This is a genomic window from Microbacterium sp. ZKA21, from assembly GCF_050434165.1.
GTDB lineage: Bacteria > Actinomycetota > Actinomycetes > Actinomycetales > Microbacteriaceae > Microbacterium.
Genome location: NZ_JBNPVV010000006.1, coordinates 172,472 through 186,529, shown reverse-complemented (window position 1 = coordinate 186,529; position 14,058 = coordinate 172,472). Strand labels below are relative to the sequence as shown.

Here is a 14,058-nt window from a genome sequence, read left to right as displayed (position 1 = left end):
CCTGGTAGAGATCAGCCCTTCACGGCGCCCAGGAGCAGACCCTTGGTGAAATAGCGCGCCACGAACGGATAGATGAGCATCATCGGGACCGTGGAGACCACGATGAGCGAGTACTTGAGGAGGTTCGACAGCTGCTGTCTCTCCAGCGCCGAGGTCGCATCGCCGCCCGCGTCGTTGTTGAGGATCAGGATGTTCCTCAACACCAGCTGAAGCGGGTAGAGGCTGTCGTCGCGGAGGTAGATCAGTGCGTCGAAGTAGGAGTTCCACTGCACGATCGCGTACATCAGTGCGATGACCGCGATCATCGGCCCCGACAGCGGCAGGACCACCTTCCACAGGATGCGGAGGTCGCTCGCACCGTCGATCTCGGCGGCTTCGCGCAGCTCGTCCGGGATCGCCGTGCGGAAGTACGTGATCGCGAGGATCGTCGGCCACACCGCGACCGCATTGGGGATCAGCATCGCCCACCGGGTATCGAGCATCCCCATCGACTGCACGACGAGGTAGGTCGGGATCAGACCACCGGCGAAGAGCATCGTGAAGACCACGGCGCCGGTGAGCACCTTGCGGCCCACGAAGTCGACCCGCGAGAGCGGATAGGCGATCATCACAGTGAGGGCGACGCTGATGGCCGTGCCGACGACCGTGTAGTAGATCGAGTTCCCGAATCCCTTGAGGATCTGCGGGCTGCTCAGCGCGACCTCGTACCCGCGCAGCGTGAAGTCGACCGGCCAGAGGAAGACCTCGCCGGCGGATACCGCGGCCGGGCTGCTGAACGAGCTCACCACGATGAACCACAGCGGCACAAGCACGACGAGCAGGAACGTCGTGAGGAGGATGTAGACGCCGACGAGGAAGAACCGGTCCACCGTGGACTCACGGACCTTCGTCGATCGGCCGAGGCTGCGTCGAGCCGTTTTCATGTCGTTCACCACAGTCCGTTCCCCGTCACGCGCTTGGACACGGCGTTCACGCCGAGCAGGAGGACAAGATTGATCACCGAGTTGAACAGCCCGACGGCCGTGCCGAGACTGAAGTCGGCGTTCTGGATGCCGATCTTGTAGGTGTAGGTGGCGATGATCTCGGACTGCGAGAGATTGAGGGGGTTCTGCAGCAGGAACGCCTTCTCGAAGCCCACGACCATGATGCTGCCGACGGAGAGGATCAGCACGACGACGATGGTCGGCAGGATGCTCGGCAGGTCGACGTGCCAGATCTTCTGCAGCCGGTTCGCTCCGTCCATCTTGGCCGCCTCGTACAGAGCGGGGTCGACCCCGGCGAGCGCCGCCATGTAGATGACCGCGGAGTAGCCGGCGGTCTGCCAGACCTCGCTCCACACGTACACGTGCCGGAAGAAGTCGGGTTGAGCGAGGTAGTCGACCGCGGGAAGGCCGAAGAAGCCGGTGACCGTGCTCAGCATCCCGATCCGCGGCGACAGGATGAGGATCGCCATCGAGACGATGATCACGGTGGAGATGAAGTACGGCGCGTACGTCACCATCTGGACCGTGCGCTTGAAGAAGCGTCCGCGGATCTCGTTGAGCGCGAGCGCGAGGATGATCGGGATGGGAAGACTCGCGATCAGGGCGTACAGGCTGAGCAGGAACGTGTTGCTGACGATCGTGCCGAACGCCGGGTTCGAGAACAGCCGCTCGAAGTGCTCGAATCCCGCCCAGGCGCTGCCCCAGATGCCCTCGATGACGTTGTAGTCCTTGAACGCGATGACCGCGTTCGCCATCGGCACGTACTTGAACAGGGCGAAGTACAGCAGCGGCGGGATCACGAGCAGGTACAGCTGCCAGTGCCTCCCGATGGACCTGCGCAACCGGCCGGGCCGACGCCGCGACGCCGTCCCTCCGGAGCGTCCGGCGGACGAGGACGCCGTCGCCGGCGCCTCCGCCTTCCGCACGCGCGCCGTGGGCGCTTCGACGTCGATCTGCACCACCGCTGAACACTCCTTGTCGATGAGCTCGGCCCCTGGCGCTTGTCGATGCCGCCGCTGGTGCGGGCATGCGCTGTGACCTCGTCGTCCGAAAAATCGATTGTCTGGATCCTAGCCACCGAATCGAGACGGATGCAACCCCGTGTAATTATTCACTGTGCGCCCTAATCAATACTACTGCCGCATTTTTTCCCCAAGCGGATGTTGCAGAACCTCCCGGTGGAGCGTCTAAGGTGTCCTTGATCAGTAAAACGATTACCTGAGGTGAGGATGTTGTCAGAGTTGTCATCCCCGATGCATGAGTTCGAGTTCGCCGGTCCGGCCGCGGAATGGGTCGAAGCGCTGCCCCTCGGCAACGGCCGCCTGGGCGCCATGGTCTACGGCCGCGAGGAGCACGAGATGATCTGGCTGAGCGAGGGCTCCGTGTGGTCGGGACCCGGGAACCGGCCCGATCCGCACCCCGTCAGCCCCGAGGCAGCCCGAGCGGCGATCGCCGCGTCGCGCGCCGCCCTCACCGCAGGTGACCACGTCGCGGCAGAGGACGCTCTGCGCCTGCTGCAGCACTCGTACCCGCAGTCCTTCCAGCCGCTGGCACGTCTGCGCCGCACGATTGGAACGCCGGCGCCCGAGCCGGCGCCGCAGGCCGACGTCGTCCCCGAACACGATCTCGAACTCGACGGCGGCACCGGGTGCTCCGCCGCGTATGCGCGCGGCCTGGATCTGCGCGGCGCCGTCGCCTGGACGCACGGCTCCGGCATGGACCAGCGGGCGTTCGTCAGCGCTGCGCACCAGATCCTCGTCGTCGAGGTCTCCGCGGCGCGGCGTCCGGTGTCCTTCGTGCTCGACTCCCCGCTGCGACTCGAGCAGGCCGAAGCCGCGGACGCGGAAGCGTGGGCGGTGCTCCGCGCGCCCGACGACGTCGTGCCCGCCTACCAGCGCGTGACCGATCCGGTGCGCTGGTCCGCTGAGCCGCGCGGGGTGCAGGCCGCCGTCGTGCTCCGCGCTGTCGGGGGCTCGGTGCGCACCCGCTCCACGTCTGCAGGACTCGTCGTCGACGTCGATGGCGACGCGACCCTGATCGTCGCCGTGCAGACCACCTTCACCCGCCTGGGACACGACCCGGAACCGGATGCCGCGGACGCCGTCGCACGCGCCAGAGCGCTGTGCCGGGAAGCCGCGCTCATCGGCACCGAGCGCCTGTACGACGCGCATGCCGCCGCGCACGCCGAACTCTACGACCGGGCCGAGCTGCGACTCGGTTCGCCCGCCTCGCCGCGGGAGCACGACACGATCACGATCGACACGGACGCCCTCGTCGACGCCGCTGCCGCCGGCTTCGCCGCTGCGCCGGAGCTGGTCGCCCTCCTGTTCAACTACGGTCGCTATCTGCTGATCTCGAGCTCGCGGCCCGGCGGGACCCCCGCGAACCTGCAGGGGCTGTGGAACCAGCAGATGCAGCCGCCGTGGAGCTCGGACTTCACGATGAACATCAACCTCGAGATGAACTACTGGCTGGCCGAGACCACCGGCCTCGCGGAGTGCGCAGAGCCCCTCTTCGATCTCGTCGCGGCCCTGTCCGAACGGGGACGCGAGCCGGCCGCGCGCATCTACGGATCGTCGGGCTGGGTGGCGCACCATGCGAGCGACATCTGGGCATTCGCGGATCCGATGGGTGACGGGACCCACGACCCCGCCTGGGCCTTCTGGCCCTTCGCCGGAGTCTGGCTGAGCTCGCACCTGATCGACCGGATCGCGTTCACCGGCGACGAGGCCACTGCGCGCCGTTTCTGGCCGGTGCTGACCGGCGCGGCGAGGTTCGTCCTCGACTGGCTCGAGCCGCGCGACGACGGCTCACTCGGCACTTCGCCGTCCACGTCGCCGGAGAACAGGTTCGTGGCACCGGACGGATCGATCTCGTCCGTGGCCGCCGACTCCACGATGGACCTCGAGCTGTCCCGCCATCTGCTGCGTTCGCTGCTGCGGATCGCGGCCGACTTCGGACTGCGTGCGGAGTCCCCCGACCTGTGCGCGGAAGCAGAAGCCGCGTTGCCCCGGATCGCGGAGATCGGTGTCGACGACGACGGCCTGCTACGCGAATGGGCTGACGTCGACCGGATGCACGATCCGCGTCATCGCCACATCGCGCACCTGGTCGGGGTGCATCCGACCGACGCGCCGCTGTCCGACCGCATCGCGCACGCGGCGAGCCGCAGCCTGGATGCTCGCGGCGACGAGGGCACCGGCTGGTCGCTCGCCTGGAAGATGGCGATGCGGGCACGGCTGCATGAACCGGAGGCCGTGGGCCGTCTGCTCGATCTGTTCGTCCGCCGCAACATCGAGATCGAACCCGGTCCCGGCGGCGGACGCTGGCGAGGGGGCCTCTACCGCAATCTGTTCTCGGCACACCCGCCGTTCCAGATCGACGGCAACCTCGGCATCGTGGCCTCGCTCGTCGAATGCCTCGTCCAGTCCCACGCCGGTGGTGTCGAGCTGCTTCCCGCGCTGCCTCCAGGGCTTGCGGACGGCGAAGTCCGAGGCCTCCGCGCACGCGGCGGCCTCGTCGTGGACCTTCGCTGGAGCTCGGGCGAGCTGACGGAGGCCACGATCACACCTCTGACCGGGAGCGTCGACAGCGTTCGCGTGGTGCTCGGCTCGCGGGAACGGGCCCTCGCCCTCGAGCCAGGACTCCCCGTGCGCCTCACCATCGCCGATTTCTCTCAGGAGCACGCATCATGACCGCCTCGCAGCAAGGAACTCTCCGCCCGCTGGACGGCTTCCTGGTCCTCGACTTCAGCCAGTTCCTCGCCGGTCCCGTCGCGGCCCTGCGCCTCGCGGACCTCGGGGCCCGCGTGATCAAGATCGAACGGCCCGTGACCGGGGACATCGGTCGAGGACTGGCGTTCGCCGGTGCCAGAGCGGGTGCCGACACGGTCTCCTTCCACGCCATGAACCGCGGCAAGCAGAGCGTCGCCGCCGACCTCAAGAATCCGGACGACCTCGCTTTCGTGCGCCGGCTGGTCGAGCAGGCGGACGTGGTCGTGGAGAACTTCCGCCCCGGGGTGATGAAGCGGCTCGGGCTGGATTACGACACCATCCGCGCGGAGAACCCGGGTGTGGTCTACGGTTCGATCACCGGCTACGGAGACGACGGACCCTGGCGCGACCGTCCGGGCCAGGATCTGCTCGCCCAGTCGATCGCCGGCCTGCCGTGGCTGCAGGCGGACCCGGAGCCCCGCCCCGTCGGCATCGCCATCGCCGACCACCTCGCCTCCTGCCATCTCGCCCACGGCATCACGGCTCTGCTGCTGCGGCGGCTGCGCACCGGCATCGGCGGCCAGGTGCAGACGTCGCTCCTGGAGGCGATGCTCGATCTGCAGTTCGAGATGCTCTCGGTGCGGCTCACGGAACCGGACGCCGTCGGCACGCAGCGTCCCCGAGGCCCGCACAGTGCGCATGCCCATCTCCCTGCGCCGTACGGCGTTTACCCGACGGCGGACGGATATCTGTCGATCGCCATGAATCCGGTGCCGCAGCTGGGTGCGCTGCTGCAGATCCCCGAACTCGCGGAACTGACGGATCCCGCATCCTGGTGGGATCAGCGCAGCCGCATCGAGACGCTGATCGCCGACCGCCTCCGGACCGACAGCACGGCGAGCTGGCTCACCGTGCTCGATGCCGCTGACATCTGGTGCGCGCCTCTGCACACCGTCGACGAGCTGGTCGAGCACGACGGCTTCCGGGCGATCGGCATGGTGCAGACGCTCGACCGCGAGGAGAGCGACGGCGCACGCACCACCGTGACGACGACCCGGCTCCCGTTCCGCCTGGACGGCGAGCGGCTCTGGGGCTCGGGAGCCGCTCCTGTGCTCGGCGTCGACACCGATCGGGTCCGCGACGAGCTTGCCCCGGCCAGGGAACCGGTCGGCAGGAGCATCTCGTGACCGTCCGTCTGCACGGCATCACCTGGGACCACGAGCGCGGCCGGGACAGCATCGTGGCGGCGTCCCGCGCCTACGCCGACGCCGGTCACGACGTCGATGTGGAGTGGGAGGCGCGTTCCCTGCAGGCGTTCGCCGATCAGGATCTGGACGCGTTGACGCGGTCGTACGATCTGCTCGTCATCGACCACCCCCACATCCCGCAGGCCGCGCACGCGGGACTGCTCGCTCGCCTCCCCGACGGGGAGGGACCCGGAGCCTTCATCGGCCGCTCGGAGGAGAGCTACCGCTGGCAGGGTGCGCGGTACGCCCTCGCCATCGACGCCGCAGCGCAGGTCGCGGCGTATCGCCCTGATCTGCTACCCGAACCGCCGCGCACGTGGCCGGACGTGCTGGAGCTGGCACGCGAGGGCCGCGTGCTCTGGCCGTCCAAGCCCATCGATGCGTTCGCATCGGTCTTCACGCTGTCGTCCGCCTTCCAGGGCGCGGACGCCGGCAGGGGCGGGTTCGCCGAGCCGGACGCCTTCGCGCTGGCGTGGGATCTCCTCGGCCGGCTGCGCGACCTCGTCCCCGCCGACTGTCTTCACGAGAACCCGATCCAGACCGCGGACCGCCTTGCCGCCTCGGACCGCTGGTCATACGCGCCGCTGCTGTACGGATACAGCAATTACGCGCGAGCAGGCTTCCGCGACAACGTCCTGCGCTGGACGGACATCCCCGAGATCGACGGCCGGCCGCAGGGCTCGATGCTCGGCGGTGCCGGCCTGGCCGTGTCCGCCCGCAGCGCGCACCGCGATGAGGCGATCGCCTTCACGACCTGGGTCGCCGGTGGCGAGGTGCAGCGCGGCGTGTACGCGCAGGCCGGCGGGCAGCCGGGCCATGCGTCCGCCTGGACGGATGCCGGGCTCGATGAGCTGACCGGAAGGTTCTTCGCCGACACGCGTCGCACTCTGGAGCTGGCGAGCCTGCGCCCGCAGCATCCCGACTATATGGCCGTGCAGGATGCCGCGTGCGAGCGGGTGCATCGAGGACTGCTGAACCGCGAGCACGCATCCGAGGTGCTCGCCGATCTGGATCCGCTGTTCGCGTCGTTGGGAGCCGTGCATGCTCGTCGTTGATCGATATCTGGAGGACTACGCCTCGGGCGAGGTGCGACGCACTCTCGGGCGCACCATCACCGAGACCGATGTCGTGCTGCACGCCGGGCAGACCGGCGACTTCTTCCCGCATCACATGGACGAGAACTGGTGCGTCAACGAGGCGGGGCTGGGCGGACGCATCGCGCACGGCACGCTGATCATCGCGATCGCGGTCGGCATGACTGCTGGCGACGTCAATCCGCAGGCGATGAGCTACGGCTATGACCGGATCCGGTTCGTCAAACCGGTCTTCCTGGGCGACACCATTACCGTGGAGGCGGAGATCATCGCGGTCGCCGAACACCCTCGCCGCCCCGAACTCGGCCGGGTGGACGAGCAGGTGAGGGTCACCAACCAGCACGGCGACGTCGTCCTGTCACTCGTGCATCTGTACGTCGTCAACAAGCGAGGTGAGCCGGTGTGATCGACACGCATCTGCATGTGTGGGCGCGTGCGCGCTCACCGTACCGCTGGCTCGACGACGCGCCGGAGCCGTTGCGCGGCGATCATCTCCTGGAGCAGGGTCTTGCGGCGGTGGCCGCGCACGGGTTCGATCGCGCCGTGCTCGTGCAAGCGGATGAGACGCTCGACGAGACGACGTACCTGCTCGAGCTGGCGGCTGCCGATCCTCGGGTGGTCGGAGCCGTGTGCTATCTGCCGCTCGAGGCACCGACGATCGTCGAGCACGAGCTGCGTCGACTGACCGCCGACCCCTGGTTCGTCGGTGTGCGCAACCTCACCCACGATCGCCCGGACCCGGATTGGATCCTCGGCGAGGATCAGCGCCGCAGCCTCACGCACCTCGAGGCCGCCGGTGTCCCGCTCGACTACATCGCCGTGTCGCCGGAGCACCTCCGGAATCTGTGCTCGCTCGCGCGTCGGCATCCCGGTCTGACGATCGTGCTCGATCACCTCGGCACGCCGCCGGTCGGTCGGCCGGCCGACCACGGGCGCTGGGCCGATCAGCTCGCGGAGGCCGCCTCGTTGCCGAACGTCATCGCAAAGATCTCGGGGATCTATCCGGCTGATCGGGATGCCTCCGTCACCCCCGAGCAGTTCGACACGATCCTGACGACCGCTCTCGCCGTGTTCGGATCGGATCGTCTGATGCTCGGCAGCGACTGGCCCATGGGCACCGTCGCCGGCGGAACGGATGCCGCGCTGAACGTTCTCGTGTCCGCCGTCGACGCCCTCGGCCCCGAGCAGGCGGATGCGCTGCGGCAGCAGACCGCGACCCGCGTGTACGGTCTGACCCCATGACGCGTCCCGAGCACTTCCCCGATGCCGCCTACGCGGCCGGGCCGCCGCGCGATCCGCTGCCGATCGTCCTGATCGGCGCCGGCGGGATCGCCCGCGACGCGCACCTCCCGGCCTACCGGAAGTCGGGGCTGCCGGTAGCGGCGATCGTGGATCTCGATCCCGCGCGTGCGCGCGATCTCGCGACCGCTTTCGATGTGCCGACCGCGCATTCGGATCTCGGGACGGCCGTGGCGGTTCACGGCAAGACGGTCGTCTACGACGTGGCCGTCATGCCGGATGCGTTCGCCGGCATCCTGGACACGCTGCCCGATGGCGCCGCAGTCCAGCTGCAGAAACCCCTGGGATACACGCTCGCGCAGGCGCGCGACCTGGTCGATATCGTCCGGCGCAAGCGGCTCACGGCCGCCGTGAACACGCAACTGCGATTCGCTCCGCACGTCGCAGCGGCGCGGGCGCTGATCGCCGAGGGAGCGATCGGCGAACTCGTCGACATCGAGGTCCTCGTCCGAGTCGAGACGCGGTGGGAGCTGTTCCCCGGCGTGTTCGGGCTCGATCGCATGGAGATGCCGATGCACTCCGTGCACTACGTGGATCTCGTGCGCTCGTTCGTCGGGGATCCGAGCGGAGTCAGCGCCATCACGGTGGCGCACCCCGGCAAGCAGCTCGCCAGCACGCGGACCGCGTACCTGCTCCACTACGCGGAGCGGCCGTTGCGCGTCACGATCAGCACCAATCACGATCACGCCTTCGGTCCGGAGCATCAGGAATCCTCCGTCCTCTGGCACGGCACCCACGGAGCGATCCGTGCCCAGCTGGGCCTGCTGCTCGATTACCCGCACGGCGGAGCGGATCGGCTCGAGCTCGGCACGGGCAGCGGATGGCGGGATGTCCCGGTCGACGGCACATGGTTTCCCGATGCCTTCATCGGCACCATGAGCGCCCTGCAGCGGCACGTCACCGGCGAATCGCCGTCGCTGCCGACGTCGGTGGACGACGTGCTGCGCACGATGGCCGTGCTGGAGGCGGCGCACGAGGCGGGCCGGGCGGGTGGTCACCCGATCCCATCCTCCTGACGCGCGCCCGAACGCGTCAGGCGCGCGTCGGCGGGGCGGTCGACGCGCGCAGCACCAGCTCAGGAGCGGGGTCATCGACGATCCCGCTGGTGGGTCGCCCTGGCCCTCCGGCGGCCCCCGCCGATGAGAGCCCGGCGAGCAGGAGGTCCACTGCGGCCGCTCCGAGATTCGCCATCGGCAGCCGCACGGTGGTCAGTGCCGGGGAGCACGTGATCGCCGGCCAGATGTCGTGGATCGCCACGACCGACAGATCCTCCGGGACGCGGATGCCCATCTGGGCGGCCTCCGTCAGCACGCCGATCCCGGCGTTCACGTTGGCGACGACGACGGCGGTCGGCGCGGGCTGGCGTCCGAGGAGCAGGCGAGCGGCATCCCGAGCCGAGCGATACGTGTACCCCAGTGAGGTGGTCTGCTCCGGAGGCAGCGCCAGGCCGGCCGCGGCCAGCGCCTGCTCGATCCCGGCCCGCCGTCGGTCGCTCGTGTCGGATGTCGGCACTCCGCCGACGTAGCCAATCCGGGTGTGTCCGAGTTCGATCAGGTGCTGCGCGGCGAGCTCGCCCGCGGCGACATCATCGATCGCGAGGGTGGTGACGCCGTCGACAGGGCCGGAGTTGATCAGCACGGTGCGCTCGGGATGCGAGAGAGCACGCGCCACGAGGTCGAGCGGCGCTTCATCGCCCTTCTGCAGCAGCACTCCGTCGACCAGGCGCTCGTTCAGCAGCCGGGCGAAGCCGTCGCTGCCCGGCTGCATGCGCGGGCTCGAGGCCAGTACGACCGAGTAGTCATGATCCAGCGCGCGCGATTCCACTCCGTTCACGAGATCCGTGAACGTGGCGTTCGTGACGTCCGGAACGACGAACGCGAGCATGTGCGTGCGCGAGCGCCGCAGGGAACGGCCTGCCGAGTTCGGCGAGTATCTGAGCAGCTGCGCCGAATCGAGGATCCGCTGCCGGGTCTCCGGCCGAATCCGGACGGACGGATCGGAGTTGAGCACGCGCGAAACCACCGAGACCGAGACCCCGGCATGGCCGGCGACATCCCGCAGTGTGACCATGCAGGAATTCTATCGGTCGGAGATCGATCGGCACAAACGATTCACCGCCATGAGATCCCTCAATGCCATTGGTTTGGAAGAGATCGGCGACGCATCCCGTATAACGATTGCTCACCCACCCGCATGTCCGCTACGCTCGGTGATCGTGGCGCATGATCTCCGACCAGACATCCGGCCCGACGCCTGGCGCGGGGCGGTGGGGTGGGAAGAGCACGACGGCGCGGTGCGATCCTGGCGACTGCTTCCCGAGCTCGTGGATCGGGCTTTCGCTCCGGACCTGATCACGAACGCACGCCAGTCCGTCGGGGTCCGACTGGACGTCGACACCGACGCCGAGAGCATCGCTCTCGACGGGGATCTCCTGCTCGACATCCCCCGCGACGCGCGCATCGATGTCCTCGTCGACGGGGAACTGCATCGCCGCATCGACCTCGCCGCCGGGCCTTTCACCCTGGAGGTCCCCCTTCCGACGGGGGCGCATCGGGTGCAGGCATGGCTGCCGCAGGTCGGCGAGACGTGGATCCGTTCGGTGCAGCTGAGCGGGCCGGCCGCCCCTGCCTCGCCCGCATCCACCCGGTGGACCACCTATGGATCATCCATCTCGCAGTGCAACGCCGCCAGCGGTCCGAGCGAGACATGGCCGGCGATCGTCGCGCGTGCTCTCGACTGGGACCTGACCTGCCTCGGTTTCGGCGGCCAGTGTCATCTCGATCCGGTATCGACCCGCACGATCGCCGCGGTGCCGGCCGACATCGTCAGCCTGTGCCTCGGGATCAACGTGATGGGCAATGCGTCGATGTCGCCGCGCGCCTTCGCCCCGCACGTCGCCGGTCTGATCGATCAGGTGCGTGCGGCGCATCCGTCGGCGACGATCGCGGTGATCACCCCGATCGTCGCACCAGGGCTGGAGAGCTCCCCGAACGCGGTCGGCGCGACACTGGAGGGGATGCGCGACGCCCTCGCCGAGGTCGTCGCCGGTACGGAGGACGGCCGGCTGCACCTCATCGACGGCCCGAGCGTCCTCGGCTTCGACGATGCCCATCTGCTGTCGGACGGAGTGCACCCCGATGCGGCGGGCTACCGGCTCATGGGCGAACGCCTGACCACCGGACTCCGGCAGCTGCGGATCTAGCGCCCGGACTTCAGCGACGCGGCCAGCCGCTCGACGCCCAGCCGCGGGCTCGTCAGCACCGGCACTCCGACGGAAACGCCCTCGGCCGCCGTCGCCATGGATGCCTGTGCCAGCACGATCACATCGGCCTCTGCCGCCCCGCGCTCGATGGCTGCTCCGACGAGGCGGTCATGCGTCTCGCGGTCGCCGGAGACGATCGCGGCGAATGCGCCCTCGATCACTTCGCTGCTCAGCTCGGGAGCAGCCCCGGCGCGAGCCGCGCGCTCTTCGATCAGCCCGAGCGTCGGGCGGCAGGTCGTCGGCAGCGTCGCGAGGACGCGGATGCGGCGGCCTGCGGCGACCGCGGCATCCGCCATGGCCTCATCGACTCGCAGCACACTGATCCCGGCGGCCGCGGCAGCGGGAGCCGCCAGTTCGGAGATCGACGAACAGGTGAACATCACGGCATCCGCTCCGCCGGCGGCCGCCGCGCGGACGAGATCCTCGATGCGCTCCGGCACCGAGGCGGCCCGGCCCTCATCGCCGAGGTCGGCGACGATGCGGTCGTCGAGATAGTTCACGACCGTGGCACCAGGCAGGAACTCGGCCGCCAGCGCGCCGAACGGCGCGATGTTCACGGCTCCGGTGTGCAGGAATGCGATGCGGGGTTCGGTCATGTCTTCCAGTCTCCCAATTCTCAGCCCTTGATGGCGCCGCCGGCCATGCCGGCCATGATCTTCTTGTTGAGCGCGAGGAACACGATCAGCAGGACCACGATGTTGATGCTCACCGCCGCGAACAGGGGTCCGTACTGCGTCGATCCGTATTCATCGCTGAGACTCAGCAGACCCACCTGGATCGTCGCCAGATCGGGCCGCGTCGTGAAGGTCAGCGCGATGAGCAGGTCGTTCCAGACACTGAAGAACTGCACCAGTCCGACCGTGAGGATCGCATTCTTCATCATCGGGACGCCGATCACGAAGAACGATCGCAGCGGGCCGGAGCCGTCCACCGTCGCCGCCTCGAAGATCTCGCGCGGGACCGAGCGGAAGTACGTCGCCATCAGGAACGTCGTCAGCGGAAGGCCCATCACCGTGTACGTGATGATCAGCGGCAGCAGCGTGTCGGTGATGCCCATGCGGAAGTACACGATGAACAGCGGCACGAGGATCATCTGGCCGGGGACCATGATGCCGGCGAGAACGTAGAGCAGAACGCCGCCGCGCCCCTTCCAGACCATGACCTCCAGCGCATAGCCGGCGGCGACGCCGATGAACACGATGAGCAGCACCGACGGAATCGTCACGATGATGCTGTTGAGATAGTTCTGCCCGACGTTGCCGTTGGTGAGCGCCTGGATGTAATTGTCGAACTGCCAGGTCTCGGGCAGTGACAGCGCAGGGTTCGAGAGGAACTCCGACTGCGTCTTGAAGGAGCCGAGAACCATCCACAGCTGCGGGTAGAGCACGACGACCATGAGCAGCGCCACGATGACCCACACCGGAACGCGGCGGATGAGACGCAACGCCGTGCGACGGGTCTGGCTGGGGCGGCGGCGGGTGGGAACGGCGACCGTGGTCGCGGTGTCAGTGCGGATCGTCGTCATGTCAGGCCTCCGCCTTGCGTCGAGAGGATCGGAAGATCGCCAGCGTGAACACCAGGCAGAGCAGGGTCAGCACCATCGCGATCGTCGAGCCGTAGCCGTACTCCGCGTACTCGAACGCCGTGCGGTACATGTACAGCGTGAGGGGTGCGGTCGATGTCCCCGGTCCGCCGCCGTTCAGCGCGAGCAGGCTGTCGAAGACCTTCAGCGTGGAGTTCAGACTGAAGATGATCGAGGACACCAGGATGGGCAGCGACAGCGGCACGATGATGTGTCGCACGAGCTTCAGGCCGTTGGCACCGTCCAGTCGCGCTGACTCGATGACCTCCTCCGGGATGTCGAGGAGGCCCGCGTACAGCAGCACGGCGTAGAAGCCCATCGACCCCCACAGCGTCATGACGATCGCGGTCGACATCGTCCCGACGGTCGAGGCGAGCACCTCGACGCTGTCGCCGCCGAAGAAGTTGATGATGTCGTTGACCGGCCCCTGGTTCTCTCCCACTGCGACGAAGCTCTTGAACAGCAGGGCGACGGCGACGGTGGGCAGCACGGTGGGGAAGAACACGATCGTGCGGACGAACGACGACCCCTTGCGCAGCACGAAGACGTAGAGCAGGGCGAGGCCGTAGCCGAGCGCCACCTGGCCGACCGTGGCGACGATCGCGAAGAAGACGCTGACCCACAGGGACTGCAGAGCCGCGCCATCGGTGAAGAAGGTCGCGAAGTTCTGGAAGCCGACCCACTCGAAGCCGCGCAAGGTGTTGCCCTCGAAGAAGGACAGGCCGAACGACCACAGCACCGGCACGATCTTGAGCAGCGTGTACAGCAGGAGTGCCGGTGCCAGCAGGATGAAGATCGTCTTGCGATCTCCGAAGATCGAGTTCATCCTCGAAACTGCTTTCTCTCAGGGAAGGAGCCGGCCCCCGGAGGCGAGAGTC

At 68.3% G+C, this 14,058-nt stretch carries 13 protein-coding genes; 7 read left to right on the top strand and 6 right to left on the bottom strand.

Annotated elements, in window-relative coordinates; genetic code table 11:
- Positions 1-11 precede the first annotated feature (11 nt).
- Entirely contained in the window at positions 12-923 is a 912-nt protein-coding gene (locus tag M2317_RS13665; protein WP_429461014.1) for a carbohydrate ABC transporter permease, read from the bottom strand.
- Positions 924-928: 5 nt separating this feature from the next.
- Positions 929-1,945 (bottom strand): ABC transporter permease, encoded by a 1,017-nt coding sequence (locus M2317_RS13660; RefSeq protein WP_429461012.1) that lies wholly within the window; start codon positions 1,943-1,945, stop codon positions 929-931.
- Positions 1,946-2,236: 291 nt separating this feature from the next.
- On the opposite strand from M2317_RS13660, the gene M2317_RS13655 reads away from it, so the two are divergent.
- The 6 genes from M2317_RS13655 to M2317_RS13630 are packed head-to-tail and all read left to right on the top strand — an operon-like array spanning position 2,237 to position 9,352.
- Complete coding sequence (locus M2317_RS13655) at positions 2,237-4,678, top strand: glycosyl hydrolase family 95 catalytic domain-containing protein (protein ID WP_429461009.1); 2,442 nt, start codon at positions 2,237-2,239, stop codon at positions 4,676-4,678.
- Positions 4,675-5,883, top strand: a complete 1,209-nt coding sequence (locus M2317_RS13650) for a CaiB/BaiF CoA transferase family protein (protein WP_429461007.1) — start codon at positions 4,675-4,677, stop codon at positions 5,881-5,883. The genes M2317_RS13655 and M2317_RS13650 overlap by 4 nt, the downstream gene beginning before the upstream one ends.
- On the top strand, positions 5,880-6,998 hold the full coding sequence (locus tag M2317_RS13645) for an extracellular solute-binding protein (protein ID WP_429461005.1): 1,119 nt from the start codon (positions 5,880-5,882) through the stop codon (positions 6,996-6,998). The genes M2317_RS13650 and M2317_RS13645 overlap by 4 nt, the downstream gene beginning before the upstream one ends.
- Entirely contained in the window at positions 6,985-7,443 is a 459-nt protein-coding gene (locus M2317_RS13640) for a MaoC family dehydratase (protein ID WP_429461003.1), read from the top strand. The genes M2317_RS13645 and M2317_RS13640 overlap by 14 nt, the downstream gene beginning before the upstream one ends.
- Positions 7,440-8,279, top strand: a complete 840-nt coding sequence (locus M2317_RS13635) for an amidohydrolase family protein (RefSeq protein ID WP_429461001.1) — start codon at positions 7,440-7,442, stop codon at positions 8,277-8,279. Before M2317_RS13640 ends, M2317_RS13635 begins: the two co-directional genes overlap by 4 nt.
- Positions 8,276-9,352: a Gfo/Idh/MocA family protein gene (locus tag M2317_RS13630; protein WP_429461000.1), complete on the top strand. Its 1,077-nt coding sequence runs from the start codon at positions 8,276-8,278 to the stop codon at positions 9,350-9,352. The genes M2317_RS13635 and M2317_RS13630 overlap by 4 nt, the downstream gene beginning before the upstream one ends.
- A 16-nt stretch (positions 9,353-9,368) precedes the next feature.
- Here the strand turns inward: M2317_RS13630 and M2317_RS13625 are convergent, their stop codons facing one another.
- Positions 9,369-10,406 (bottom strand): LacI family DNA-binding transcriptional regulator, encoded by a 1,038-nt coding sequence (locus tag M2317_RS13625; protein ID WP_429460998.1) that lies wholly within the window; start codon positions 10,404-10,406, stop codon positions 9,369-9,371.
- Positions 10,407-10,551: 145 nt separating this feature from the next.
- Between M2317_RS13625 and M2317_RS13620 the strand changes: the two genes are divergently transcribed.
- Positions 10,552-11,538 carry a GDSL-type esterase/lipase family protein gene (locus tag M2317_RS13620; RefSeq protein WP_429460996.1) on the top strand — a complete coding sequence of 329 codons (987 nt, stop codon included), beginning with the start codon at positions 10,552-10,554 and terminating at the stop codon, positions 11,536-11,538.
- Here M2317_RS13620 and M2317_RS13615 read toward each other — a convergent pair.
- The 3 genes from M2317_RS13615 to M2317_RS13605 are packed head-to-tail and all read right to left on the bottom strand — an operon-like array spanning position 11,535 to position 14,006.
- Positions 11,535-12,194 (bottom strand): aspartate/glutamate racemase family protein, encoded by a 660-nt coding sequence (locus tag M2317_RS13615; RefSeq protein WP_429460995.1) that lies wholly within the window; start codon positions 12,192-12,194, stop codon positions 11,535-11,537. The two genes, M2317_RS13620 and M2317_RS13615, sit on opposite strands and share 4 nt — an antisense overlap.
- 20 nt (positions 12,195-12,214) lie before the next feature.
- On the bottom strand, positions 12,215-13,123 hold the full coding sequence (locus M2317_RS13610) for a carbohydrate ABC transporter permease (RefSeq protein WP_429460993.1): 909 nt from the start codon (positions 13,121-13,123) through the stop codon (positions 12,215-12,217).
- 1 nt (position 13,124) lies between these two features.
- Positions 13,125-14,006, bottom strand: coding sequence for a carbohydrate ABC transporter permease (locus M2317_RS13605; RefSeq protein ID WP_429460991.1), 882 nt, complete (start codon positions 14,004-14,006; stop codon positions 13,125-13,127).
- Positions 14,007-14,058 lie beyond the last annotated feature (52 nt).

Bases quoted from the DNA above. Each gene is read 5' to 3' on its own strand.
- M2317_RS13665 (WP_429461014.1), bottom strand. From the start codon at position 923: ATGAAAACGGCTCGACGCAGCCTCGGCCGATCGACGAAGGTCCGTGAG.
- M2317_RS13655 (WP_429461009.1), top strand. From the start codon at position 2,237: ATGCATGAGTTCGAGTTCGCCGGTCCGGCCGCGGAATGGGTCGAAGCG.
- M2317_RS13650 (WP_429461007.1), top strand. From the start codon at position 4,675: ATGACCGCCTCGCAGCAAGGAACTCTCCGCCCGCTGGACGGCTTCCTG.
- M2317_RS13640 (WP_429461003.1), top strand. From the start codon at position 6,985: ATGCTCGTCGTTGATCGATATCTGGAGGACTACGCCTCGGGCGAGGTG.
- M2317_RS13630 (WP_429461000.1), top strand. From the start codon at position 8,276: ATGACGCGTCCCGAGCACTTCCCCGATGCCGCCTACGCGGCCGGGCCG.
- M2317_RS13625 (WP_429460998.1), bottom strand. From the start codon at position 10,406: ATGGTCACACTGCGGGATGTCGCCGGCCATGCCGGGGTCTCGGTCTCG.
- M2317_RS13615 (WP_429460995.1), bottom strand. From the start codon at position 12,194: ATGACCGAACCCCGCATCGCATTCCTGCACACCGGAGCCGTGAACATC.
- M2317_RS13610 (WP_429460993.1), bottom strand. From the start codon at position 13,123: ATGACGACGATCCGCACTGACACCGCGACCACGGTCGCCGTTCCCACC.
- M2317_RS13605 (WP_429460991.1), bottom strand. From the start codon at position 14,006: ATGAACTCGATCTTCGGAGATCGCAAGACGATCTTCATCCTGCTGGCA.